The sequence below is a fragment of the Saccharomonospora piscinae genome (assembly GCF_005862235.1).
Taxonomy (GTDB): domain Bacteria; phylum Actinomycetota; class Actinomycetes; order Mycobacteriales; family Pseudonocardiaceae; genus Saccharomonospora; species Saccharomonospora piscinae.
The window spans coordinates 833,110-857,219 of record NZ_VCEK01000003.1 but is presented as its reverse complement, the minus strand read 5'-3'; the positions used below and the strand labels follow the sequence as shown (position 1 = coordinate 857,219).

Below are 24,110 nucleotides of genomic sequence, written 5' to 3'. Positions count from 1 at the left end.
GGTGGGGAGTCACGGCGGGCTCCCCACCCTCACGAACGCGACCAGGCCAGCTTCATCCACTGGAACGCCAGCAACGCCATCGCGGCGGCGGCCACGACGAGACCGATCCCCGGCCCCTCCCCCGGCACCCCGCTGATTCCGGACGACTGCTGCGACCACACGGCGAGGATGCCGTCGACGAACGCGAACCAACCGCCGATCGCGCACACCCACGTGAGCCACCACCGGCGGGTCGCCAGCGCGAGCGCCGAGCCCAGCACTCCGAATCCGATGGACGTCGCGGCGAACAGCTGCGGGATCACCCCCGCCTCGCCGAGCAGCGCCTGCCATCCCGCGTGGCCGTCCACCCAGGGCAGCACCAGCCCCACCAGCAACGCGAACACGATCAGCGCGATGACGAAGCCGCGCCGGCCGAACTCGACGGTTTTCACCGCCCTGCCGAGGGTGGCATCGACATCGGCGGCCAGCTCGCCGAGCTCCGGGTCACCGCGGTCCGTGTCGCGCCCGGGGTCGCGGTCGTCGGTCATCGGGAGCACCCTTCGGAGTCGGCGCCCACGGCCACGGGCGGACGGCCGAAGGAGGGCAACCCCAGTCCGACGCCCTGCGTTCTGGGCCGCTGGCCCGCCGCCACGTTGTCGCCCGCCCTGGTGCGGCGGTGCGATCGCACGTCACCGTCGGCCACCAGATGGTGGGGCGCGGCGTAGGTGACCGTGGTCTCGACGATGTCGCCGGGCCGGATCTCGCCGTCGACCGCGGTCCCGGTCGGGGTGAAGTGCACCAGCCGCCCGTCCCGCGCCCGGCCACTCATCCGGTGGGTCTCGGCGTCCTTGCGGCCCTCCCCCGCGGCGACCAGCAGCTCGACGGTCCGGCCGACCTGCGCCCGGTTCTCCTGCCACGCGATGTCGTTCTGCAGCGCGACGAGCCGGTCGTAGCGCTCCTGCACGACCGCCTTCGGGATCTGGTCGTCGAGTTCGGCGGCGGGGGTACCGGGCCGGGGTGAGTACTGGAAGGTGAAGGCGCTGGAGAACCGGGCGCGGCGCACGACGTCGAGGGTCTGCTGGAAGTCCTCCTCGGTCTCCCCGGGAAAGCCCACGATGATGTCGGTGGTGATGGCCGCGTCGGGCATGGCCTCCCGGACCTTGTCCACGATGGACAGGAAACGCGACGAGCGGTACGAGCGGCGCATGGCCTTGAGTACCCGGTCGGAGCCGGACTGCAACGGCATGTGCAGCTGGTGGCACACCGTCGGCGTCTCGGCCATCGCGTCGATCACGTCCTCGGTGAAGGCCGCGGGGTGCGGCGAGGTGAACCGCACCCTCTCCAGGCCCTCGACCGCCCCACACGAGCGCAGCAGCTTGCCGAACGCGTGCCGGTCGCCGAACTCGACGCCGTAGGAGTTCACGTTCTGCCCCAGCAGGGTCACTTCGAGCACGCCCTCGGCGACCAGGGCCTCCACCTCGGCCAGTACGTCCCCGGGACGGCGGTCGCGCTCCTTGCCCCGCAACGACGGCACGATGCAGAACGTGCACGTGTTGTTACAGCCCACCGAGATCGACACCCAGCCCGAGTAGGCGGACTCGCGACGCGCGGGCAGCGTCGACGGGAACGTCTCCAGCGACTCCAGGATCTCCACCTGGGCCTCGGCGTTGTGCCGGGCGCGTTCCAGCAGTACGGGAAGGGCCGCCAGGTTGTGCGTGCCGAACACCACGTCGACCCAGGGGGCCCGCTTGACGATCTCGCCCCTGTCCTTCTGCGCGAGGCACCCGCCGACCGCGATCTGCATTCCCGGCCTCGCGGTCTTGCTGGCACGCAGGTGACCGAGGTGCCCGTACAGTTTGTTGTCGGCGTTCTCGCGCACCGCACAGGTGTTGAGCACGACCAGATCCGGGTCCTCACCGTCGGTGGCGAGGGCGTATCCGGCGTCCTCCAGTTGCCCGGCGAGACGCTCGGAGTCGTGCACGTTCATCTGGCACCCGAAGGTGCGGATGGCGAATGTTCGGGTCACGTCTGCCAGGGTAGGTCAACGGCGTTTGGCCACCTCAACACGGCCGCGAGCCTCGGTCTGGTTAGAGTTCGGTAACGCCAGGGCGGGGGTGGACCCGTTCCGCCGCCACCAACACTTAAGGTTGCTCCTTGATTCGAAGCCCACGCCGGATTGCCCCGAAGGTGTTAAATCCGGGTGTTGCCCGTGACAACCCGCAACCCGCGGCTTGCCGTGTGATGGAGGTCAGATGAGCACCGCGACGCCCACACCGCCGATGATCAAGGCGGCGGCGGTGAACAAGCACTTCGGCGACCTGCACGTGCTCAAGGACATCGACTTCGAGGTGCCGTCGGGACAGGTGGTGGTCGTCCTCGGTCCGTCGGGCTCAGGCAAGTCGACGCTGTGCCGCGCCATCAACCGGCTCGAGCCGATCGACTCAGGCGAAATCTCCATCGACGGCAAACCCCTGCCCGCCGAGGGCAAGGCACTCGCGGCCCTGCGTGCCGACGTCGGCATGGTGTTCCAGCAGTTCAACCTCTTCGCTCACAAGACGATCGTCGAGAACGTCACGCTCGGACCCACGAAGGTCCGCAAGACGGGTGCCGACGAGGCCAAAACGACGGCGATGGAGTTGCTGGAGCGCGTGGGCATCGCCAACCAGGCGCAGAAGTACCCGGCGCAGCTGTCCGGTGGTCAGCAGCAGCGTGCGGCGATCGCCCGCGCTCTCGCGATGCGCCCCAAGGTGATGCTGTTCGACGAGCCGACCTCCGCCCTCGACCCCGAGATGGTGCAGGAAGTGCTCGACACCATGACCGAACTCGCCGACGACGGTATGACGATGCTCGTGGTGACCCACGAAATGGGCTTCGCCCGCAGGGCCGCCCACCGCGTCGTGTTCATGTCCGACGGAGAGATCGTCGAGGACTCCACGCCGGATGCGTTCTTCACCGCTCCCCGTTCCGAGCGGGCGAAGGACTTCCTCGGCAAGATCCTCACTCACTGACCACCACGTCGTGGCGGCGTCCGCCGCCCCAACCGGAAACAGGAGAGGTGCACATGAAGATCCGCACCCTAACGGTGGGACTGCTGGCCGCGGGCCTCGCGCTCACCGCATGCGGTAAGGAAGGAGCGCCGTCCGACGCCGGCGGCTCCGGCAACGAGGAGGGCGACGCCCCCGCCCTGAGCTACGAGGTGGCCTCCGACGTCACCGTCGAGGGCTCCCCCACCTTCGAGAAGATGCAGCAGACCGGCAACGTGGTCATGGGCGTCAAGGAGGACCAGCCCAACCTCGGCTACAAGGACCCGAGGACCGGTGAGTACAGCGGCTTCGACGTCGAGATCGGTCGCCTCATCTCGGCCGAGCTCGGCTTCGACCCCGAGTCGATCGAGTACAAGGCCGTGCCGTCGGCGGGCCGCGAGCAGGCGCTGATCAACGGTGACGTGGACTACTACGTGGGCACGTACACGATCAACGACAAGCGCAAGCAGCAGGTCAGCTTCGCGGGTCCGTACTTCGTCGCCGGGCAGGGCCTGCTGGTCGCCGCCGACGACAACGAGATCAACGGCAAGGACGACCTGGCAGGCAAGGCGGTCTGCTCGGTGAGCGGCTCCACCCCGATCCAGCGGGTGCGGGACGAGGGTCTGCACCAGCCCGGTGGCGACATCGTCGAGCTGCAGACCTACTCGCAGTGCGTGTCCGAGCTGCTCAACGGCCAGGTGGACGCCGTCACGACCGACGACGCCATCCTGCTCGGCTACGCCGCGCAGTCCCCGGACGAGCTGAAGGTCGTCGGCGAGTCGTTCTCGGACGAGCCCTACGGTGTGGGCCTGCCCAAGGAGGACGACGCCCTGCGCGAGAAGGTCAACGACATCCTCCAGGAAGCCATGGACGACGGCACCTGGCAGGAGATCTACGACGCCACGCTCGGCAAGTCGGGCAACGAGGCCGAGATGCCGGAGATCGACCGCTACTGACGCCGATGTGGCCCTCGGTGGTGACGCACTCCGTCGCCGCCGAGGGCCGCGTATGTCGGCAGCCCCACCAGTCCCCGCACCACCGAGGGAAACATGGACGTACTGCTGGACAACCTCGACCTGTACGGGCCGGGTTTTCTCAACACGATCAAACTGTTCGTCTTCTCGGCGATCGGCGCGCTGGTGCTGGGCACCATCCTGGCGATGCTGCGCGTGAGCCCGGTGCCGATCCTGCGTGCCGCGGGCGCCGCGTACGTGACGTTGTTCCGGAACACACCGCTGACCCTGCTGTTCTTCTTTTTCGTGTTCGCCTTCCCGCTGCTCGATGTCGTCGAGCTGTCGTACTTCTCGGCGGCCGTCGTGGCGCTGACGGTGTACACGGCGGCGTTCGTGTGCGAGGTCGTGCGGTCGGGCATCAACACGGTGCCCGTCGGCCAGGCCGAGGCGGCCCGCGCGGTCGGGCTCACGTTCGGTCAGACGCTGGGTCAGGTCGTGCTGCCGCAGGCGGCACGCTCGGTGGTGCCGCCCATGATGAGCACCATGATCGCGCTGCTGAAGAACACCACCATCGCGGCGGGCTTCTCGGTGGTCGAGGCCGGTGCCATCCAGAACTACCTGTCCGAGCGCGGTTACAGCGTCATGATCGGGCTGCTCTGGGTCGCGCTCGGCTTCGTTCTCCTCATCACTCCGCTGACCCTGCTGCAACGTAGCCTCGAGAAGCGCTGGAGCGTGGCCCGATGACCGCCGTCCTGTTCGACGTCCCGGGACCGAAGTCGCGAGTCCGGCACCGCCTGTACGCGGTGGGCGGTGTGCTCGCCCTGGTCGGGATCGTCTCGTACGTCATCTACCAGTTCGCCGACGCCGGCCAGTTCGACGCCGACATCTGGGAATGGGCCCTCTACGAGCAGGTCCAGCTCGAAGTGGTGGACGCGCTGGTGAACACGCTGCGCGCGTTCGGTGCCGGTGCGGTGCTCGCCCTGGCCTTCGGCGCGATCTTCGCGGCGGGCAGGCTGTCCGACCACGCGGCGATCCGGGTTCCCGCCACGCTCATCGTGGAGTTCTTCCGCGCCGTCCCGCTCGTCGTGATGATCTTCTTCTTCCACTACGGGCTGGCGCTCGGCGAGCCGTTCTACTCCGTGGTGCTGGGCCTGACGCTGTACAACGGCTCGGTGCTGGCCGAGGTGTTCCGCGCAGGCATCCTCTCGCTGCCGAAGGGACAGAGCGAGGCCGCCTACGCGATCGGCATGCGCAAGACCCAGGTCATGCGGCTCGTGCTGCTGCCCCAGGCGCTGCGGGCGATGCTGCCCGCCATCATCAGCCAGCTCGTGGTGCTGTTGAAGGACACGGCTCTGGGCTTCCTCATCACCTACGAGGAGCTGCTCCGCTACGCCCGCTACCTCGGCGGCAGCCTGGAGTTCGGCCGCCCGCTGATCCCGATCACGATCGTGGTCGGTGCGATGTACATCCTCATGTGCCTGGCGCTGACCGGCTTCGCGAAGTGGCTGGAATCGCGCAACCGGCGCAGCAAGAAGTCGCTGGCCGTGGACGTGACGGCCGAGACCGAGGAAGGCGTGCTCACCGACGGCAAGCCTGCCTGAGCCGACGACGCCACGAGGCCGCCACGTTCCTCCGGGAAGTGGCGGCCTCGTCGTCGGATCAGTCGCGGTTTCGGCGGAACAGCTTGTTGCCCAGCCACACCACCGGGTCGTAGCGGCGATCGGCGACGCGCTCCTTCATCGGGATCAGCGCGTTGTCGGTGATGTGGATGTTCTCGGGACAGACCTCCGTGCAGCACTTCGTGATGTTGCAGTACCCGAGGCCGTGTTCCGTCTGTGCCTCCTGGGTCCGGTCGGCCGCGTCGAGCGGATGCATCTCCAGCTCGGCGATGCGCATGAGGTGCCGGGGTCCGGCGAACGCGGTCTTGTTCTCCTCGTGGTCGCGGATCACGTGGCAGACGTTCTGGCAGAGGAAGCACTCGATGCACTTGCGGAACTCCTGCGAGCGTTCCACGTCGACCTGGTGCATGCGGTACTCGCCGGGCGCCAGGTCGTCCGGAGGCGTGAACGCCGGGATCTCGCGTGCCTTGACGTAGTTGTAGGACACGTCGGTGACCAGGTCGCGCACCACGGGGAAGGTCCGCATCGGTGTCACCGTGATGACTTCGTCGCGGCCGAACACCGACATCCGGGTCATGCACAGCAGTCGCGGCCTGCCGTTCACCTCGGCCGAGCAGGACCCGCACTTGCCCGCCTTACAGTTCCACCGCACCGCCAGGTCCGGAGCCTGCGTGGCCTGGAGCCGGTGGATCAGATCGAGAACCACCTCGCCCTCGTTGGCCTCCACGGTGTAGTCGCGCAGCTCCCCCGCGCCGTCGTCTCCGCGCCACACCCGCAGCGTCGCCTCGTAGCCCATGTCAGGCCGTCCTTTCCGGATGGTCGGCCAGTTCGTCGTCGGTGTAGTACTTCTCCAGCTCGGTCAGCTCGAACAGCGAGAACAGGTCGTCGCGCATCGGGACCTGCTCCTTCGCCGTGACCTCCACCCTCGGGACCGGGGCCTCGCGGTCGTCGGCCGAGCACACGAGCAGCGTGTTGCGCCAGCGCGAGTCCAACCGGGGATGGTCGTCGCGGGTGTGCCCGCCCCGGCTCTCGGTCCGCCGCAGCGCCGCCCGCGCCACACACTCGCTGACGATCAGCATGTTGCGCAGGTCCAGAGCCAGGTGCCAGCCCGGGTTGTACTGACGATGTCCCTCCACGGCGACACCGCGAATCCGTTCGCGGATCGCGTCGAGCCGTTCCAGCGCGGTCTCGATCTCCGGGGCGGTGCGGATGATGCCGACCAGTTCGTTCATGCACTGCTGGAGCTCGGTCTGGAGGGTGTACGGGTTCTCGGCCCGCAGCCCGTCGCGCGGCGGGTCGAACGGGGCGAGCGCCGCCCTCGCGGCGACCGCCACATCCACTTCGGACACCGATGGCCTGCTGTCGAGCGAGTCGACGTAGTCCGCGGCCCCGAGCCCCGCCCTGCGCCCGAAGACCAGCAGGTCCGACAGCGAGTTGCCGCCGAGCCGGTTGGACCCGTGCATGCCGCCGGAACACTCACCCGCCGCGAACAGACCGGGCACGCCGGACGACGCCGTGTCGGGGTCGACCTCGATCCCGCCCATGACGTAGTGGCAGGTGGGCCCGACCTCCATCGGCTCGGCCGTGATGTCGACGTCGGCGAGTTCGCGGAACTGGTGGTACATCGACGGCAGCCTGCGCCGGATCTCCTCGGACGACATCCGGCTGGCGATGTCGAGGAACACGCCGCCGTGCGGGGAGCCCCGGCCCTCCTTGACCTCCGTGTTGATCGCCCGGGCCACCTCGTCCCTCGGCAGCAGGTCCGGCGTGCGGCGGTTGTTGTCCGGGTCCTCGTACCAGCGGTCGGCCTCCTCCTCCGTCTCCGCGTACTGACCCTTGAAGACGTCGGGAACGTAGCGGAACATGAACCGCTCGCCTTCGGAATTGCGCAGCACTCCGCCGTCGCCCCGAACACCCTCGGTGACGAGGATGCCCTTCACACTCGGTGGCCAGACCATCCCGGTGGGGTGGAACTGCACGAACTCCATGTTGATCAGGTCGGCGCCCGCCCGCAGCGCGAGTGCGTGCCCGTCTCCGGTGTACTCCCAGGAGTTCGACGTCACCGTGAAGGACTTGCCGATGCCGCCCGTGGCCAGCACCACCGCGGGCGACTCGAACAGCACGAACCGCCCTGACTCCCGCCAGTACCCGAACGCACCCGCGACAGCGCCGTCCTGTGTCAGCAGCTCCGTGATCGTGCATTCGCCGAACACCTTGAGCTTCGCCTCGTAGTCCCCGTGCGCGGCGAAGTCCTGCTGTTGCAGTGACACGATCTTCTGCTGCATCGTGCGGATGAGTTCGAGGCCCGTGCGGTCGCCGACGTGCGCCAGCCGTGGATAGGTGTGACCACCGAAGTTGCGCTGGCTGATCCGCCCGTCGGCCGTGCGGTCGAAGAGCGCGCCGTACGTCTCCAGCTCCCACACCCGTTCGGGCGCCTCCCTGGCGTGCAGTTCCGCCATGCGCCAGTTGTTGAGGAACTTCCCGCCACGCATGGTGTCGCGGAAATGCACCTGCCAGCCGTCGTTCGGGTTCGCGTTACCCATCGAGGCCGCACACCCGCCCTCGGCCATGACGGTGTGCGCCTTGCCGAACAGTGACTTGCACACCACCGCGACGGACAGCCCACGCTGCCGCGCCTCGATCACGGCTCGCAGTCCGGCCCCACCGGCACCGATCACCACCACGTCGTAGCTGTGCCGTTCGACCTCGGTCATGAAAAGTTGGCCACCTTCAGTTGTGTCGTCCGAGTCAGTTGACGATGCGCAGGTCGGTGATCGTGCCCGTGGACACCAGCCAGACGTAGAGATCCGTGAGCACCAGCGTGCCCAGCGTGATCCACGCGAACTGCATGTGGCGGACGTTGAGTTTGCTGACCTGCGTCCAGATTCGGTACCGGATCGGGTTCTTCGAGAAGTGCTTCAGCCTGCCCCCGGTGACGTGCCTGCAGGAGTGGCACGACAGCGTGTAGCACCAGAGGAAGAACACGTTGACCAGCAACACGATGTTGCCGAGCCCGATCCCGACACCGCGCTCGCCCCCGAAGGCCAGTACCGCGTCGTAGGTGTTGATCACCGTGATGAGGACGGCGGCGTAGAAGAAGTAGCGATGCGCGTTCTGCACGATCAGCGGCAGCCGCGTCTCCCCGGTGTACCGCGCGTGCGGCTCGGCGACCCCACAGGCAGGGGGCGCGAACCACACCGAGCGGTAGTAGGCCTTGCGGTAGTAGTAGCAGGTGAGCCGGAAGCCCAGCAGGAACGGCAACGACAGGAACGCGAGCGGGATGAACCCCGGCAGTTCGCCGATCGGTGTGCCGAAGTGGCTCGACCCCGGTACGCACGACTCACTCAGGCATGGCGAGTAGAACGGCGTGAGGTAGTGGTTCTCCGCGTCCCAGTACCCCTCGCGCATGAACGAGCGCACGGTCGCGTACACCACGAACGTGGCGAGCCCCAGCGTGGTGAGCAGGGGAGGCACCCACCACCGGTCGGTCCGCAGCGTGCGCCTGTCCAGCGCCACCCGCGTGCGCGCGGGGCCGCTGCCCGGCGCCGCGCGGTCGCCGGGTTCCGTGGTCTCGCCCCGATCCGTGTGGTCAGTGCTGGTCACGTTGGTAGCCACCCACGCCCTCGTCGTCGGCGCCCTTCCACAGCGCGGGGTCGTACGGCGTGTCGGGAATCTTGACGACATCCACGGCACCCGCCGCGCCCTGGGGCGGCACCGGGGGCGCGTCCGCGAGGTCGCCGGCGTCGATGTCCAACCGGTCGACGTCGTTGACGATCCTGCGCACGGCAGGCGCCTCGCCGTAGCGTGCCCGCAACGCTCCAACACACTGTCTGAGCTGGCCGATCGCCCGGCGCAGCTCCGTCATTTCGGCACTGGACATGCTCACCCTCCGAGTTCGTTGGCCCGAGTCCGACGCCGGTACGGCCGACTCTGCCTTGGACCTGCGGATGTGACAAGTAGCACACCCCGACCGTTTGACGTGACCAAGATCACTCACACGGCGGGTCTGGATCGATTTTGTTGCACCGGACCTGGGCTGTATCGTGCCAGTTGTCACAGTGTCGCGACGTCAACGCCGCCGTCTCGCGCCCCCACTCGCCTACTGTGCGTAGTTGGCTGCGAGTGGGTCCACCCGTGTAGCGACCGGAGAACCCGCCGTTGAGCCTCCTTCATCCCGTCATCGCCGACGTCACCGCCCGCATCGCCGACCGCAGCGCCGAGAGCCGCCGGGCCTACCTCGACCGCGTCGCCGACGCCGCAGGCGAAGGCCCCACCCGGGCCGGGCTGGGCTGCAGCAACCTCGCCCACGGCTTCGCCGCCTGCTCGGGTCCGGATCTGCGCGTCGTCCGCGAGGCCCGCAAGCCGGGCATCGCGATCGTGTCGGCCTACAACGACCTGCTCTCCGCGCACCAGCCGCTGGCCGAGTTCCCGGAGTGGATCAAGAGCGCGGCCAGGGACGCGGGTGGCGTGGCCCAGTTCGCGGGCGGCGTGCCCGCCATGTGTGACGGCATCACCCAGGGCCGCTCCGGGATGGAGCTCTCGCTGTTCAGCCGCGACGTCATCGCGATGGCCACAGGAGTCGCGCTCTCGCACGAGATGTTCGACGGCACACTCCTGCTCGGGGTCTGCGACAAGATCGTGCCGGGGCTGCTCATCGGCTCACTCGCGTTCGGACACCTGCCCGCCATGCTCGTTCCGGCGGGACCGATGCCGTCCGGGCTGCCCAACAAGGAGAAGGCACGTATCCGGCAGCTCTTCGCCGAAGGCAAGGCCACCCGCGAGGACCTGCTGGACGCCGAGGCCGCCTCGTACCACTCCCCCGGCACCTGCACGTTCTACGGCACCGCGAACTCGAACCAGCTCGTGGTCGAGATGATGGGCCTGCACCTGCCCGGCGCCACGTTCGTCCATCCCGGGACACCGCTGCGCAGGGCGCTCACCGAACACGCCGCACGCCGCATCGTCGAGATCTCACACGGCGAGCAGTACACGCCGCTCGCCCGCGTCATCGACGAGCGCACGATCGTCAACGGGCTCGTCGGCCTGCTCGCCACGGGCGGCTCCGCCAACCACACGCTGCACCTCGTCGCCGTGGCCGCCGCAGCAGGCATCACGCTGACCTGGGACGACTTCGCCGAACTGTCGGCGGCCGTGCCACTGCTCGCCCACGTGTATCCCAACGGCAGCGCCGACATCAACCACTTCCACGCCGCCGGAGGCGTGCAGGTGCTCGTCGGCACCCTGCTCGACGCGGGACTGCTGCACCCCGACGTCGAGACGGTCGCCGGCAGGGGGCTCGACCGCTACCGCCAGGAGCCCGTGCTCGACGACGGTGAGCTGACCTGGCGCGACGTGCCCACCCGCAGCCTCGACGACACCGTGCTGCGTACCGCCGACAACCCGCTCGCGCCCGAGGGCGGGCTGCGCATGGTGTCCGGCAACCTCGGTCGCGGGGTCATCAAGGTCTCGGCCGTCACGCCCGACAACCGCGCCGTGCGCGCCCCCGCCCGCGTGTTCGCCACCCAGGACGAGTTCACCGCCGCCTTCCGCGCGGGCGAACTCGACCGCGACGTCGTGGTGGTCGTGCGCCACCACGGGCCGAAGGCCAAGGGAATGCCCGAACTGCACGCGCTGATCCCCGCACTCTGCGTCCTCATGGACCGCGGTCACCGCGTCGCGCTCGTCACCGACGGCCGGATGTCCGGCGCCTCGGGCAAGGTCCCCGCCGCCATCCACGTCACCCCCGAATCCGCCTCGGGCGGGCCGCTCGCGCTGGTCGAGGACGGCGACATCATCCGGCTCGACGCCGAGGCCGGTGAACTGGACCTGCTCGTGGACGCCACCACGCTGGCCGCACGGACACCGGCGACCGCACCGCCCGACGACGCCTGGTACGGCAACGGCAGGGAACTCTTCGCCACGCTGCGCGGCGCCGTGGGCCCGGCCGATCTCGGCGCGAGCGTCTTCGCTACTCCGGCGAGCACCGAACCCGACACCACCCCGGCCGAGGCGAGGGAACGCGCATGAACGCCCCCGACCTGCTCACGATCTCCCCGGTCATGCCGGTGGTGGTGCTGCACGACGCCGATCAGGCCGTACCCGTGGCCGAAGCACTCGCCGCCGGGGGCATCCGCGTGGTGGAGCTGACCCTGCGCACCGACGCCGCACTCGACGCGATCCGCCGGGTCGCCACCGAGGTCCCCGACGTGGTCGTCGGCGCGGGCACCGTCGTCACCCCCGCACAGGCACGGGAGGCAGCCGACGCGGGAGCGGCCTTCCTCGTCACGCCCGGCACCACCGACACACTGCTCGACGCCGCCGAGGGCACCGGTCTGCCGCTACTGCCGGGTGTCGCGACCGTCTCCGAAGCCCTCCGGCTCACCGAACGCGGGCTCGACACCCTCAAGTTCTTTCCCGCCGAGGCCAGCGGTGGCGCCGCCGCGCTGGCGGCCATCGGGGGGCCGTTGCCGCACCTCCGCTTCTGCCCCACCGGCGGAATCACCGCGGCCGGCGCGGGCGACTACCTCGCCCTGCCCAACGTCGGCTGCGTCGGCGGCTCCTGGCTCACCCCCCGGGACGCGCTCGCCACGCACGACTACGCGCGCATTGAGACACTGGCGAAGGAAGCCTCCACGCTGAGGCGGACACCGGCGACCTAGGCACGACGCGGCGGGCCCGCCACCCGTCGGGGAGGGCGCGCTGACGGGATGTCGTGGGACTGGCTCATCGCCGACGACTACTGGTCGTCGCGGCTGCTGTTCCAGCGCCTGCTGGCCGCCCTCTACCTGGTGGCCTTCGCCAGCGCGCTGAACCAGTTCCGCGTCCTGCTCGGGCAGCGCGGATTGTTGCCCGTGCCCGAATTCGTGCGCCGGGTACCGCTACGTCGCTCGCCCAGCCTGTTCCACCTGCACTACTCCGACCGGTCCTTCCGCGCACTCGCCTGGACCGGCATCGCGGTGTCGGGCGCGCTGCTCGTCGGCGTCGCCGACCTGCTGCCCGTGTGGGGATGCCTCCTGCTGTGGGCGCTGCCCTGGGTGCTGTACCTGTCGATCGTCAACGTCGGGCAGGTCTGGTACTCGTTCGGGTGGGAGTCGCTGCTGCTGGAAACGGGCTTTCTGGCGATCTTTCTGGGCCCGGCCCACACCGGCGTGCCGCTGCTGCCCCTGCTGCTCCTGCTGTGGGTCCTGTTCCGGGTCGAGTTCGGCGCGGGACTGATCAAGTTGCGGGGCGACCGGTGCTGGCGCGATCTCACATGCCTGTACTACCACCACGAGACCCAGCCGATGCCCGGACCGTGGAGCTGGCACTTCCACCACCTGCCGCGCTGGGCACACCGCGTCGAGGCGGGCGCGAACCACGTGGCGCAACTGGTGGTGCCGTTCGTGCTCTTCGCACCGCAACCGGCCGCGAGCGTGGCGGCGGGCGTCGTCATCGTGACGCAGGGCTGGCTCTTGCTCAGCGGCAACTTCGCCTGGCTGAACGCCCTCACCATGACACTGGCCGTCCCCGCGCTCGACGGAGCGCTGCTCGGGGTGCCGCCGCCGACCGACCTCGCCGCGCCGCCCACCTGGTACCATGCGGTCGTACTCGCGGTGACGGTGCTGATCGTGGTGCTGAGCTACTGGCCCGTCCGCAACCTGCTCGGACGTGGGCAGCTCATGAACTTCAGCTTCAACCCCCTCCATCTGGCCAACACCTACGGCGCGTTCGGCACGGTGACCCGGGACCGGTACGAGGTGATCGTCGAGGGCACCGATGCGGACGCCGTCGGCGCTGACACGGTGTGGCACGAGTTCGAGTTCAAGGGCAAGCCCGGCGACCCGTACCGCAGACCACCCCAGGTCGCGCCGTACCACCTGCGTCTGGACTGGCTGCTCTGGTTCGTGGCCCTTTCACCCCGCTACGGCGGGCGCTGGCTGCCCGCACTGGTGACCCGGCTGCTCACCGGCGACCCCGAGGTGCGCGCGCTGCTCCGGCACGACCCGTTCGCCGGAGCCGCCCCCACCCATGTGCGGGCACGGCTGTTCCACTATCGCTTCACGACTCGCGCCGAACGGGCCTCGACCCGTGCCTGGTGGGTGCGGGAACCGGTCGGCACCGTCGTCCGGGTGTGTCATCTGGGTACCGACGGCACTCCGGTACCCGGTTAACCCGTCCCGGCGGCACGTGAACTGCGGACACGACTACACAACTTGCGGACACGGCTACGCAGGCTGCGGACACGGTTACTCCGCTTCGTCCAGCAGGGTGGATTCCGCGCCCGCGTCGCGCAGTTCGTCGCGGACCACCCGGTAGGACAGGCCCTGCGAGTAGCCCTTGCGGGCGAGCAGGCCCAGCAGCCGGCGGGTGGCCTTCTGCTCGTCGACGTCGGTCATGGTGCGAAGCTTCTTGCGCACCAGCTCCCGCGCGCGAGCCTCCTCCGACTCCGGATCGACCTCGCTCGCGGCCTCGGCCGCGATCTCGGGATCGACTCCCTTGCGGGTCAGCTCCGACACCAGCGCGCGGCGGGCCAGTCCCCGGTAGGCGTGGCGGGAGCGAACCCACGACTCGGCGAAGGCCGCGTCGTCCACGAGGCCCGAGTCGTCCAGCTTGCCGAGCAGCTGCTCGCTGAGATCGTCGTCGAAACCCTTGCGCCGCAGCGCCTGCCGGAGTTCGTCCTTGCTCCGGGGACGGGCGGCCAGGAGGTCGAAGCAGACCTCCTTGGCCTTCTTCCACGCCTCGTCCGGCGGCAGCTCGGACATCGAGCCGCGCACGGTCAGAAGTCGACGGGGGCGGGTGCGCCGTCCTCGGCTTCCTGTGCCCCGATGCCGAGCTTCTCCTTGATCTTCTTCTCGATCTCGTTGCCGACGTCGGGGTTCTCGCGCAGGAACCGCCGCGCGTTCTCCTTGCCCTGGCCGAGCTGGTCGCCCTCGTAGGTGTACCAGGCACCCGACTTGCGCACGATGCCCTGATCCACACCCATGTCGATCAGCGAACCCTCGCGGGAGACACCCACGCCGTAGAGGATGTCGAACTCGGCCTGCTTGAACGGCGGCGCGACCTTGTTCTTCACGACCTTCACGCGCGTCCGGTTGCCGACCGGCTCGCCACCGTCCTTCAACGTCTCGATCCGGCGCACGTCGAGCCGCACCGAGGCGTAGAACTTCAGTGCCTTACCACCCGTCGTCGTCTCGGGCGACCCGAACATCACGCCGACTTTCTCGCGGAGCTGGTTGATGAAGATCGCCGTGGTGCCCGAGTTGTGCAGAGCACCGGTGATTTTGCGCAGCGCCTGGCTCATCAACCGTGCCTGGAGACCGACGTGGGAGTCACCCATCTCGCCCTCGATCTCGGCCCTGGGCACGAGTGCCGCGACCGAGTCGATCACCAGGATGTCGAGTGCGCCGGAGCGGATCAGCATGTCCGCGATCTCCAGCGCCTGCTCACCGGTGTCCGGCTGGGACACCAGCAGCGCGTCGGTGTCGACGCCGAGAGTCTTGGCGTACTCGGGGTCGAGCGCGTGCTCGGCGTCGATGAAGGCCGCGATCCCGCCCGCTTTCTGGGCGTTGGCCACCGCGTGCAGGGCCACCGTGGTCTTACCGGACGACTCCGGACCGTAGACCTCCACCACCCTGCCGCGGGGCAGCCCGCCGATACCCAGGGCGATGTCCAGCGCGATGGCACCCGTCGGGATGACTTCGACCGGCGGCCTGCTGTCCTCGCCGAGCCGCATGACCGACCCCTTGCCGAACTGCTTGTCGATCTGGGCAAGGGCCAGGTCGAGCGCTTTGCCCTTGTCCGGTGCTGCGGGCATGGATTCCACCTCATTGGCTGTTGGTATCGGACTGGTACCGAGTCCGTGGAAGGTCTGTTGTTGAGTCCGACGTTACGGGCCGGGTCCGACAGTCCGCGGCTCCACCGGCGCGGTTGTCCACAGGTGGGCGCGATTGTGGACAACACGATAGCCGAACACGTGTTCGAGGTCGACGCGACACTCCGGCCGGCCCCGCCCTTCGCTCAGCGGCGCTCGGCCGGCACCTCGAACTCCGCGCACACCGCCCGCCAGATCTCCTTGGCGGAGATCCCGTCCGCCAGCGCCTGCTCGACCGTGCGACCGCCCAGCCCGCCGAACACGTGGTCGGCGGCCAGCATCTCCGCCCGCGTCGTGCCGAACTCCTCGGCCATCAGCCGCCGGAACACCGTGACTCGCATCGGCACCAGCGTAGCCCCCGCGTACCCCGTAGGGTGAGCACATGGTGCTCGCCCAGGGCTTCTCCGACCTCGAGTCCACCGCGCTGACGCTGGCCTCCATCGCCGTGGTCGGCAGCGCGGTCATCGTGCTGATCATCAGCCTCCTGCGCAACCGCAGGAAGTGAGCCGGGCTCACCCGCCGGGCTGCACGGTGCGCTCGAAGTAGTCGGCCATCTCGTCGGGCGGGGTGACCTCGCCCTCGCCGGTGACGTTGACCTGGTAGACGAACCCCGCCAGCGGTCGGTCGTCGACCGTGAACACGACCACCGAGGAATTGCGGCCCGCGGAGGCGGCGTAGCGACCGGCCAGGCCGTTGCCCTCCCAGGCCGCCTGCACCTGGTCCCCGCCGCCCGTGCGGCTCAGCAGGCCGTCGGTGTACTGCTCGATGGCGTCGCGGGAGGCGGCGTGCAGATAGGTGATCTGCGCGCCCGGCAGACCGGGTGCCGAGCAGGTCACCGTGGTGCCCAGGTCCGCCTCGTTGGCGGCGGCCGCCGCCCCCGTACCGGTTCCCGGCGCGCAGCTGTTGCCGTCCGGCACGGTACCGGCGAGCTGGCGCAGACATCCGGTGAAGCCCTGCTGGTCCGGCGTGCCGGGCGAGGCGCACTGCTGTGCGGTGTGCGTGGTGGCCGATCCCGACGGCCAGAACACGAACGCCGCCACCCCGCCGAGCAGCACCACGGCCGCGACCGAGGCCACGAGCCACGCGGTGCGGCCCCGCTTCCCGCCGCCTCCAGACGACCGTGCGGGCACCGAGGGGAACTGGGCGGTGGGCGCACTCTCCCCCGCCATGCCGGAGGCGGGCGTCGCGGCTCCGGCTGGGTAGGACGGCGCCCCGGGGTGTGCGTACTGGTGGGCGGGCGCCGTCTGCTGGGCCTGCGGTACCTGTGATGGCTGTGTTGGCTGTGTTGGCTGTGGTGGCTGCCCGGCCGGGTAGGTGGCCTGGGTGGGGCCGACGACGCCCGACGGCGGCGAGAACGGGCCCGCGGCCGGGGCCGCCACGTCACCGTCGACCTGCTGCGTTCGCATGGTGAGCCCGTCGGGGCCCACATGGTGCGCGCCGAACGCCACCGCGGTCTCGGGCTGGTCGAGGCTGGACGGCACGACGCCGAGTTTCTCGGCCAGCAGACTCCCCACGAGCGGGAGTCTGCTGGACCCTCCGACGAGGTAGATCCCGGCGAGCTGTGCCGGGTTCAGACCCGCGGAGCGGACGGTGCGGGCGAGCAGCTCGACGCTGCGCAGCATCGCGGGGCGCACGAGCGCCTCCAGCTCGGCCCTGGTGACGAGCACGTCGGCGAACGGCTCGGGCATCGGGACCTCGGTCTGCGGCAGGCGGGAAAGCGCCTCCTTGGCCGCCTTCACGTCCTCCTGCAGCGCGCGGCGGGCCCTCCGGTCGGCGGTGGACTCGGGTCGCAGCAGGCGTTGCCAGCGCTGCGGGTCACTGTGGGAGACCTCCCTGCCCACGTGGACCAGCAGCGCCTGGTCGACGTCGAGCCCGCCGAGATCGGGAAGGCCGTCCTCGGCGAGCACCGTGAACCCGTTCTGGGTGGCGCCGAGGACGGCGACGTCGAACGTGCCCGCGCCCAGGTCGTAGACGGCCAGCGTCTGGCCCGGAGCGAGGGTCTTGCCCGGGAAGGAGGCGAAATGGGCGGCGGCGGCCACGGGTTCGGGAACCAGCGTGACGGCGTTGCCCATCCCGGCGAGGCGGGCCGCCGACAGCACGACGTTGCGGCGCACGGGCCCCCACTGGGCCGGATGGGTGAGGCGTACCTCCTCGGGCGGTGCGCCGCCGAGCTGGCGCACGGTCTCGTCGAGCACGCGGCGCAGGACGGCCGCCAGCGCCTCGTTGACGGGTACGACGTCGGTGCCGAGCAGCAGGGTCTGCTCGTCGACGCGACGTTTCGGGTTGGGCTCGAAGCGGGTCGGGTCGAGCCGCGCCCTGCGTTCGGCATCCCTGCCGACGACGAGGCCGCCCCCCTCCTCGGCGAACACCGCCGAGGGCATCGTGGCCGAGCCGTCGACGTCGATGACTCTGGGTTGCCTTCCGTGTGCCGAGAGTACGGCGACGGTGTTGGACGTACCGAGATCGACGGACAGAGTCCCCACCAGTTCTCCCTTGTCGAGTTCCCGAGAAGCCGCGGTGATGCTTTCACGTCGGCCGCCGCCGTGAGGACGCACCCGCCGGGTCACATCCGGCACCGGGCCGGAACGTCGGTGCCGCGCGCATCATGGAGAGCGTGCCCGAGGACGCGAACACCGACGTGCTGCGACTGTTCTCCCCCGCGACCCGGGACTGGTTCGCGGGGGCCTTCGCCGAGCCGACCGCCGCCCAGTCGGGAGCCTGGCAGGCGGCGCGAGCGGGCGAGGACGCGCTGGTCATCGCACCCACCGGGTCGGGCAAGACCCTGGCGGCGTTCCTGTGGGCGCTCGACCGGCTGGCGACGGCGCCCGCGCCGGAACGGGGGCGGCGCTGCCGCGTGCTCTACGTCTCCCCGCTCAAGGCGCTCGCGGTCGACGTCCAGCGCAACCTCCGGGCTCCGCTGGCGGGGATCTCGCAGGCATCGCGCAGGCTGGGCCAGGAGGCGCCGGACATCACGGTGGGCTCCCGCACGGGTGACACGAGCGCGGCGGAGCGCAGGTCGTTCGCGCGCACGCCGCCGGACATCCTGGTGACCACCCCGGAGTCGCTGTTTCTGGTGCTCACCTCCGCCGCGCGGGAGTCGCTGCGCGGGGTCGAGACGGTGATCGTCGACGAGGTCCACGCGGTCGCGGGCGGCAAGCGGGGCGCGCACCTCGCGCTGTCGCTCGAACGGCTCGACGACCTGCTCGACACTCCCGCCCAGCGCATCGGCCTCTCGGCGACGGTGCGGCCGGTGGACGAGGTGAGCACGTTCCTGTCCGGGGGCAGGCCCGTGACGGTCGTGCAACCCGCGTCGCCGAAGTCCGTCGAGGTGCGGGTGGAGGTGCCGGTCGAGGACATGGCCGACCTCGACCAGCGGCCGTCGGCACCGGAACCGGCCCCGCTGCCCAGCGAGGCCGATCCGGGCGAGGACATCGCGGCGACACCCCGCAGGGCGTCGATCTGGCCCGCCGTGGAGGAGCGGGTACTCGACCTGGTGAACGCCCACCGCTCCACCATCGTGTTCGCGAATTCGCGCCGGCTCGCGGAGCGGCTGACGGCGAGGCTGAACGAACTGGCGGCCGAGCGGGCGGAAGCGGAGACAACGCGGGAGCAGTACGCGTTCCCCGCCGAGGCGGTCGCGCAGTCCGGGGTCACCGCACCGGTGGCCGAGACGGCCCCTGTGGTCGCGCGGGCACACCACGGTTCGATGTCGCGCGAGCAGCGGACCCACGTCGAGGAGCAGTTGAAGTCGGGGGCGCTGCCGTGCGTGGTGGCGACGTCCTCGCTGGAGCTGGGCATCGACATGGGTGCGGTCGACCTGGTGATCCAGGTGGAGGCGCCGCCCACGGTGGCGTCGGGGCTGCAACGCGTCGGCAGGGCCGGACACCACGTGGGAGCGGTGTCGACGGGCGTGATGTTCCCGAAGTTCCGTGGCGATCTCGTGTCGTGTGCGGTCGTGGCCGAACGCATGGCCGAGGGGGCCATCGAGGCGTTGCGCTACCCGCGCAACCCGCTGGACGTGCTGGCGCAGCACCTGGTGGCGATGGTGGCGATCGAACCCCGCACGGTGGAGGAGGTGGCGGCCACGGTGCGCCGGGCGGCACCGTTCGCGGCACTTCCGGACGACGCGCTGCACGCGGTGCTCGACATGCTCGCCGGACGCTATCCGAGTGAGGAGTTCGGCGAGCTGCGCCCGCGGATCACGTGGGACCGGGTGACGGGAACGTTGGAGGGCAGGCCCGGCGCGCAGCGGCTCGCGGTCACCTCGGGCGGCACGATCCCCGATCGCGGGTTGTTCACGGTGACCACCCCGGGTGACGGCGAACGACCGGGCTCCCGGGTGGGTGAGCTGGACGAGGAGATGGTCTACGAGTCCCGGGTCGGCGACACGGTGTTGCTGGGCACGTCGTCGTGGCGGATCACCGACATCACCCACGACCGGGTCGTGGTGGTCCCCGCACCGGGCCAGCCCGCGCGGATGCCGTTCTGGCGCGGTGACGCTCCGGGCAGGCCGTTGGAGCTCGGCCGGGCGCTCGGCCGGTTCCTGCGTTCCCTGGCGACCTCCGACCGCGAGGCCGCGACGCGCAGGGCCGCCGAGGCGGGGCTCGACGACTGGGCCTGCGAGAACCTGCTCGCCTACCTGGCCGAGCAGCGCGAAGCGACCCGCCATGTGCCGAGTGACCGCACCGTGCTGCTGGAACGGTTCCGCGACGAGCTGGGCGACTGGCGGGTGGTGGTCCACTCACCGTTCGGCGCGCAGGTGAACGCGCCGTGGGCGCTGGCCGTGGCGGCACGGCTGCGCGACGGCAGGGGCGTCGACGCGCAGGTGGCGCACTCCGACGACGGGATCGTGCTGCGGCTGCCCGACGCGCTGGACGACGAGGGCCAGGAGGTGGTGATCGGAGTCGAGGACGTGGTGCTCGACCCCGACGAGGTGGAGTCGCTGATCGCCACGGAGGTGAGTGGGTCGGCCCTGTTCGCGGCCCGCTTCCGGGAGTGCGCGGCGCGGTCCCTGCTGCTGCCACGCCGCGACCCCCGCCGCAGGACACCGCTGTGGCAGCAACGGCAGCGGGCGTCCCAACTGCTCGGCGTCGCGGCGAAGTACGAGCGGTTTCCCGTGGTGCTGGAAGCCATGCGGGAGTGCCTGCGCGACGTCTACGACGTGGGCGGGCTGCGGGAGTTGATGTCCGACATCGCGGCGCGGTCGGTGCGGGTCGTGGAGGTGCGCACGCCCTCGGCCTCACCCTTCGCGCGGAGTCTGCTGTTCGGCTACGTCGGCATGTTCCTCTACGAGACGGACGCGCCACTGGCCGAGCGGCGCGCGGCGGCGTTGTCGCTGGACTCGACGCTGCTGGCGGAGCTGCTGGGCACGGAGGCGATCCGGGAGCTGCTGGACGCCGACGTCATCGCCGAGGTGGAGCGCTCGTTGCAGCGGCTCGACCCCGAACGGCATGCGCGGGGTCCTGAGGACACGGCGGACCTGCTGCGCTTTCTCGGCGATCTCTCGGCGGAGGAGGCGGCGGCCCGGGGTGTCCTGCCCGAGTGGCTGGACCGGCTGGTGGCACAGCGGCGCGCGATCGAGGTGCGGATCGCGGGTGAAAAGCGGTATCTGGCGATCGAGGACGCGGGCCGGGTCCGGGACGCGCTCGGGGTGGCGTTGCCCGTCGGGGTTCCCGAGGCGTTCACCGAGCCGGTCGCCGACCCTCTTGGCGATCTGCTGATGCGGTTCGCGCGGACGCGGGGACCGTTTCCGGCGCGGCATGCCGCCGTCCGGTTCGGGCTGGGTCCCGCGGTGGTGACCGGAGTGCTCGACCGGCTGACGAGCAGCGGCACGCTGGTGCGCGGCGAACTCCGGCCGCAGGCCGACGATCCGGGGCCGGAGTACTGCGACGCGGCGGTGCTGCGGCGCCTGCGGCGCGCGTCGCTGGCGCGGTTGCGCGCCGAGGTGGAGCCCGTGGAGAAGGCCGCGCTGGGCCGGTTCCTGCCGAGCTGGCACGGGGCGGGTGCCCGGCCGCGCCGTCACTCCGCGCCGACCGCGGACGACGTGCTGGCTGTGGTGGATCAGCTCGCGGGGGCACCGTTGCCCGCCAGCGCGCTGGAGTCGCTGGTGCTGCCGAGCAGGCTGCCGGGCTACTACCCCGCGCTGCTCGACGAGCTGACGGTGGCGGGTGAGGTGACGTGGTGCGGCTGCGGCTCGTTGTCCGGGGGTGACGGCTGGGTGGCGCTGGCCCCGACGGACGTGGCCGACCTGCTGCTGCCGGACGTGGAGGACACCGCGTCGCACGGGCCGCTGCACCGGGCAATCGTGTCCACTCTGGACAGCGGCGGCCTGTTCTTCCGGCAGCTGGTCGACCGGGTGTCGGTCCTGCTGGACGAGCCCTGCACCGACGCGGACGTCGTCGCCGCGCTGTGGGACGTGGTCTGGGCCGGACTGGTGTCGGGTGACACTCTGGCGCCGCTGCGGGCGCAGGTCACGGGGCGGGGCGCGGCGCACCGGCCACGCCGCTCGGCACCACGGGGCCGCTACGCGCGGCTGCGGGCGGGACGTCCCACCATGCCGAGTCGCTCGGGCCCGCCGACGGTGGCGGGGCGCTGGGGCCTGACCCCGTCCCGCGAGTCCGACCCGACGCGGCGCGCGCACGCACGCACGGAGTCGTTTCTGGAGCGGCACGGTGTGCTGACCCGGGGGGCGCTGGAGACCGAGCGGGTCAGCGGCGGGTTCTCCGGGATCTACAAGGTGCTGCGTGGCATGGAGGACTCGGGGCAGGTCGTGCGTGGCTACGTGGTGGAGGGGCTGGGCGCCGCCCAGTTCGCGGCGCGGGGCGCGGTCGACCGGCTGCGCGCGGTGTCGGAGGCGGGCGGCTGGCGGGCCGAGGGCGCGGCGGTGGTGCTGGCGGCGGCGGACCCGGCACAGCCCTACGGTGCCGCGTTGCCCTGGCCCGAGGTGGTGGGGGACACCCGGCACCGGCCCGCGAGGAAGGCCGGCGCGCTCACCGTCCTGGTGGACGGCTCACCCGCGCTCTACGTCGAGCGGGGTGGCCGGTCGCTGTTGTCGTTCACCACCCACGAGGCCGCTCTGCGGGCGGGCGCCGAGGCGTTGTCGGGTGCGGTCCGCGACGGCTGGCTCGGCCAGTTGCGGGTGCAGCGCGCCGACGGGGAGCAGGTGCTGACGTCGGAGCTGGCGACCGTCCTGCGCGAGGCCGGGTTCCGCGCCACGCCCAAGGGGTTGCGGCTGCGGGCGTGAGCCGGGCCGCGGAACGCGACGTGGCTAAGCTCGGCTCGGCTCGGCTCGGCGCACGCTCAGGGAGGAACACGATCATGGCCATGCGGGAGTTGCGGTACTTCGGCGACCCGGTGCTGAAGTCACCCACGGACCCGGTGACGACGTTCGGCGCCTCCACTCGCGCGCTGGTGGAGGACCTGCTCGACACGGTGGCCGCGCCCGGCAGGGCGGGGCTCGCGGCGCCGCAGATCGGTGTCGGGGTGCGCGCGTTCAGCTACGACGTGGCCGGAGAGCGCGGCTACGTGCTGAACCCGGAGATCGTCGAGACCTCCGATGAGCGCGAGGAGATCATGGAAGGCTGCCTGTCGGTCCCGGAGCTGTCGTTTCCGACCGAGCGGGCGGTGCGGGCGACGGTCAAGGGTGTGGACCTGCGCAACGAGCCGGTCACGGTGTCGGGCAGCGGACTGCTGGCGCAGTGCCTGCAGCACGAGGTCGACCACCTCGACGGCCTGCTGTATCTCGACCGGCTCACTCCGCAACGGCGCAAACAGGCACTGCGTGCCGCCAGGAGCACGGACTGGTTCTGGTCCCGATAGGACAGTCACTGTAACGACACGCCTCAACACGCTGATCGTTACCACTCTGTGTCCATCCCCACTCTCTCGTGACTTCGCCGTTGCCGGTTCTTAATCTGACCGGCGCCGCGATCACGGGAGAGCACGGGAGTACAGGGACATGGCAGGTCGACATCGAGCCGCACGCCATCGCCGACGCGCGGCGGGGTGGATCCGCCCGGCAGCGCTGGGCACGGTGGCCGCCGGAGCACTGGCGCTCACGGTCTACACCACCACCGGACTGGTCCAGGACGAGGACACGATGCCCGCCGCGCTGGCCGTCTCGTCCGACGCCACCAGGACGACGCCGAGCAGCGCGCCCACCAGCACCGCGACCTCCACCACGGCCACTTCGGCCACCTCGGAGCGTACGACCTCACCGGAACCGACCCCGTCCACCACCCCGGAACCCGAGCCGCCGGAACCGGAGCCCACGGAGGAGCCCGAGCCCACCACCGAGGAGCCCGCCGAACCACCCGCGCCCGAGCCCGCGCCGTGCGCCACGGACCTCGAGGGCACCGAGCCACACGTGGCGCAGGTCGGCCACCATGTGCTGGACCGGTTCGCCGTCGACTCCGTCGGCGGACGCGCCAGCCGGGCCAACGCCAGCGATCATCCCGCCGGACTGGCGCTGGACTTCATGGTCGACCCGGAGTCGGGCGACGCGATCGCCGAGTACCTGATCGCGAACCAGGATGACTTCGGCATCACCTACGTCATCTGGGAACAACGCATCAACAGCGGCAGTGGATGGTCGGTGATGGAGGACAGGGGCAGTCCCACGGCCAACCACCTCGACCACGTCCACGTGTCCTTCGCGGCGGGCGCCGACGTGACGGTCTCGTGCTGA

At 70.5% G+C, this 24,110-nt stretch carries 21 protein-coding genes; 11 read left to right on the top strand and 10 right to left on the bottom strand.

All coding sequences use genetic code 11. From position 1 onward, the window contains the following. Positions 1-29: 29 nt before the first annotated feature. The gene (locus tag FFT09_RS15215) at positions 30-527 is read right to left on the bottom strand and encodes an Rv2732c family membrane protein (protein ID WP_208544422.1); all 498 of its coding nucleotides are present in this window, start codon (positions 525-527) and stop codon (positions 30-32) included. Beyond that, on the bottom strand, positions 524-2,005 hold the full coding sequence (gene miaB, locus FFT09_RS15210; RefSeq protein WP_081191222.1) for a tRNA (N6-isopentenyl adenosine(37)-C2)-methylthiotransferase MiaB: 1,482 nt from the start codon (positions 2,003-2,005) through the stop codon (positions 524-526). Before miaB ends, FFT09_RS15215 begins: the two co-directional genes overlap by 4 nt. Before the next feature lie 253 nt (positions 2,006-2,258). On the opposite strand from miaB, the gene FFT09_RS15205 reads away from it, so the two are divergent. The 4 genes from FFT09_RS15205 (at position 2,259) to FFT09_RS15190 (ending at position 5,556) form a co-directional block, all read left to right on the top strand. Then, entirely contained in the window at positions 2,259-2,987 is a 729-nt protein-coding gene (locus FFT09_RS15205; RefSeq protein WP_176218279.1) for an amino acid ABC transporter ATP-binding protein, read from the top strand. Between the two features lie 53 nt (positions 2,988-3,040). Then, a complete protein-coding gene (locus FFT09_RS15200) occupies positions 3,041-3,958 on the top strand; it encodes a glutamate ABC transporter substrate-binding protein (protein WP_024877173.1) in 918 nt (305 codons plus the stop codon). 93 nt (positions 3,959-4,051) lie between these two features. After that, positions 4,052-4,699, top strand: a complete 648-nt coding sequence (locus tag FFT09_RS15195; protein WP_024877174.1) for an amino acid ABC transporter permease — start codon at positions 4,052-4,054, stop codon at positions 4,697-4,699. Further along, a complete protein-coding gene (locus FFT09_RS15190; protein ID WP_081191224.1) occupies positions 4,696-5,556 on the top strand; it encodes an amino acid ABC transporter permease in 861 nt (286 codons plus the stop codon). The genes FFT09_RS15195 and FFT09_RS15190 overlap by 4 nt, the downstream gene beginning before the upstream one ends. 58 nt (positions 5,557-5,614) lie before the next feature. Here the strand turns inward: FFT09_RS15190 and FFT09_RS15185 are convergent, their stop codons facing one another. The 4 genes from FFT09_RS15185 to FFT09_RS15170 are packed head-to-tail and all read right to left on the bottom strand — an operon-like array spanning position 5,615 to position 9,454. Continuing rightward, entirely contained in the window at positions 5,615-6,370 is a 756-nt protein-coding gene (locus FFT09_RS15185; RefSeq protein ID WP_024877176.1) for a succinate dehydrogenase/fumarate reductase iron-sulfur subunit, read from the bottom strand. A 1-nt stretch (position 6,371) separates the two neighbouring features. Further along, a complete protein-coding gene (locus FFT09_RS15180; protein ID WP_138383062.1) occupies positions 6,372-8,288 on the bottom strand; it encodes a fumarate reductase/succinate dehydrogenase flavoprotein subunit in 1,917 nt (638 codons plus the stop codon). 34 nt (positions 8,289-8,322) lie between these two features. Next, on the bottom strand, positions 8,323-9,177 hold the full coding sequence (locus FFT09_RS15175) for a hypothetical protein (protein WP_081191226.1): 855 nt from the start codon (positions 9,175-9,177) through the stop codon (positions 8,323-8,325). Further along, entirely contained in the window at positions 9,164-9,454 is a 291-nt protein-coding gene (locus tag FFT09_RS15170; RefSeq protein WP_024877179.1) for a hypothetical protein, read from the bottom strand. Before FFT09_RS15170 ends, FFT09_RS15175 begins: the two co-directional genes overlap by 14 nt. A gap of 278 nt (positions 9,455-9,732) precedes the next feature. Between FFT09_RS15170 and edd the strand changes: the two genes are divergently transcribed. Genes edd through FFT09_RS15155 form a run of 3 tightly spaced genes read left to right on the top strand, consistent with a single transcriptional unit; the run spans position 9,733 to position 13,724 of the window. Then, entirely contained in the window at positions 9,733-11,601 is a 1,869-nt protein-coding gene (edd, locus tag FFT09_RS15165; protein WP_138383061.1) for a phosphogluconate dehydratase, read from the top strand. Continuing rightward, the gene (eda, locus tag FFT09_RS15160; protein ID WP_024877181.1) at positions 11,598-12,233 is read left to right on the top strand and encodes a bifunctional 4-hydroxy-2-oxoglutarate aldolase/2-dehydro-3-deoxy-phosphogluconate aldolase; all 636 of its coding nucleotides are present in this window, start codon (positions 11,598-11,600) and stop codon (positions 12,231-12,233) included. The genes edd and eda overlap by 4 nt, the downstream gene beginning before the upstream one ends. 48 nt (positions 12,234-12,281) lie before the next feature. Beyond that, positions 12,282-13,724: a lipase maturation factor family protein gene (locus tag FFT09_RS15155; RefSeq protein WP_138383060.1), complete on the top strand. Its 1,443-nt coding sequence runs from the start codon at positions 12,282-12,284 to the stop codon at positions 13,722-13,724. Between the two features lie 75 nt (positions 13,725-13,799). Here the strand turns inward: FFT09_RS15155 and FFT09_RS15150 are convergent, their stop codons facing one another. The 3 genes from FFT09_RS15150 to FFT09_RS15140 all read right to left on the bottom strand — a co-directional run bounded on the left by FFT09_RS15150 (position 13,800) and on the right by FFT09_RS15140 (position 15,765). Then, positions 13,800-14,315, bottom strand: a complete 516-nt coding sequence (locus FFT09_RS15150) for a regulatory protein RecX (RefSeq protein WP_024877183.1) — start codon at positions 14,313-14,315, stop codon at positions 13,800-13,802. 14 nt (positions 14,316-14,329) lie between these two features. Next, a complete protein-coding gene (recA, locus tag FFT09_RS15145) occupies positions 14,330-15,367 on the bottom strand; it encodes a recombinase RecA (RefSeq protein ID WP_024877184.1) in 1,038 nt (345 codons plus the stop codon). A gap of 203 nt (positions 15,368-15,570) precedes the next feature. Then, positions 15,571-15,765 (bottom strand): DUF3046 domain-containing protein, encoded by a 195-nt coding sequence (locus tag FFT09_RS15140; RefSeq protein WP_138383059.1) that lies wholly within the window; start codon positions 15,763-15,765, stop codon positions 15,571-15,573. Positions 15,766-15,806: 41 nt separating this feature from the next. Here FFT09_RS15140 and FFT09_RS23445 point away from each other — a divergent pair, with 41 nt between their 5' ends. Then, a complete protein-coding gene (locus tag FFT09_RS23445) occupies positions 15,807-15,929 on the top strand; it encodes a hypothetical protein (protein WP_275528141.1) in 123 nt (40 codons plus the stop codon). Between the two features lie 7 nt (positions 15,930-15,936). Here the strand turns inward: FFT09_RS23445 and FFT09_RS15135 are convergent, their stop codons facing one another. Further along, on the bottom strand, positions 15,937-17,907 hold the full coding sequence (locus tag FFT09_RS15135) for an Hsp70 family protein (protein ID WP_138383058.1): 1,971 nt from the start codon (positions 17,905-17,907) through the stop codon (positions 15,937-15,939). A gap of 131 nt (positions 17,908-18,038) precedes the next feature. On the opposite strand from FFT09_RS15135, the gene FFT09_RS15130 reads away from it, so the two are divergent. The 3 genes from FFT09_RS15130 to FFT09_RS23065 all read left to right on the top strand — a co-directional run bounded on the left by FFT09_RS15130 (position 18,039) and on the right by FFT09_RS23065 (position 24,110). After that, a complete protein-coding gene (locus tag FFT09_RS15130; protein ID WP_244231372.1) occupies positions 18,039-22,667 on the top strand; it encodes an ATP-dependent helicase in 4,629 nt (1,542 codons plus the stop codon). A 74-nt stretch (positions 22,668-22,741) separates the two neighbouring features. After that, positions 22,742-23,242, top strand: a complete 501-nt coding sequence (def, locus tag FFT09_RS15125; RefSeq protein ID WP_138383056.1) for a peptide deformylase — start codon at positions 22,742-22,744, stop codon at positions 23,240-23,242. Between the two features lie 139 nt (positions 23,243-23,381). Then, complete coding sequence (locus FFT09_RS23065; protein WP_208544420.1) at positions 23,382-24,110, top strand: VldE C-terminal domain-containing protein; 729 nt, start codon at positions 23,382-23,384, stop codon at positions 24,108-24,110.

Excerpts from the sequence above, each read along its gene's own strand:
- FFT09_RS15215 (WP_208544422.1), bottom strand. The coding sequence starts at position 527 with ATGACCGACGACCGCGACCCCGGGCGCGACACGGACCGCGGTGACCCG.
- FFT09_RS15205 (WP_176218279.1), top strand. The coding sequence starts at position 2,259 with ATGATCAAGGCGGCGGCGGTGAACAAGCACTTCGGCGACCTGCACGTG.
- FFT09_RS15200 (WP_024877173.1), top strand. The coding sequence starts at position 3,041 with ATGAAGATCCGCACCCTAACGGTGGGACTGCTGGCCGCGGGCCTCGCG.
- FFT09_RS15195 (WP_024877174.1), top strand. The coding sequence starts at position 4,052 with ATGGACGTACTGCTGGACAACCTCGACCTGTACGGGCCGGGTTTTCTC.
- FFT09_RS15190 (WP_081191224.1), top strand. The coding sequence starts at position 4,696 with ATGACCGCCGTCCTGTTCGACGTCCCGGGACCGAAGTCGCGAGTCCGG.
- FFT09_RS15185 (WP_024877176.1), bottom strand. The coding sequence starts at position 6,370 with ATGGGCTACGAGGCGACGCTGCGGGTGTGGCGCGGAGACGACGGCGCG.
- FFT09_RS15180 (WP_138383062.1), bottom strand. The coding sequence starts at position 8,288 with ATGACCGAGGTCGAACGGCACAGCTACGACGTGGTGGTGATCGGTGCC.
- FFT09_RS15170 (WP_024877179.1), bottom strand. The coding sequence starts at position 9,454 with ATGTCCAGTGCCGAAATGACGGAGCTGCGCCGGGCGATCGGCCAGCTC.
- eda (WP_024877181.1), top strand. The coding sequence starts at position 11,598 with ATGAACGCCCCCGACCTGCTCACGATCTCCCCGGTCATGCCGGTGGTG.
- FFT09_RS15155 (WP_138383060.1), top strand. The coding sequence starts at position 12,282 with ATGTCGTGGGACTGGCTCATCGCCGACGACTACTGGTCGTCGCGGCTG.
- FFT09_RS15150 (WP_024877183.1), bottom strand. The coding sequence starts at position 14,315 with ATGTCCGAGCTGCCGCCGGACGAGGCGTGGAAGAAGGCCAAGGAGGTC.
- recA (WP_024877184.1), bottom strand. The coding sequence starts at position 15,367 with ATGCCCGCAGCACCGGACAAGGGCAAAGCGCTCGACCTGGCCCTTGCC.
- FFT09_RS15140 (WP_138383059.1), bottom strand. The coding sequence starts at position 15,765 with ATGCGAGTCACGGTGTTCCGGCGGCTGATGGCCGAGGAGTTCGGCACG.
- FFT09_RS23445 (WP_275528141.1), top strand. The coding sequence starts at position 15,807 with ATGGTGCTCGCCCAGGGCTTCTCCGACCTCGAGTCCACCGCGCTGACG.
- def (WP_138383056.1), top strand. The coding sequence starts at position 22,742 with ATGGCCATGCGGGAGTTGCGGTACTTCGGCGACCCGGTGCTGAAGTCA.
- FFT09_RS23065 (WP_208544420.1), top strand. The coding sequence starts at position 23,382 with ATGGCAGGTCGACATCGAGCCGCACGCCATCGCCGACGCGCGGCGGGG.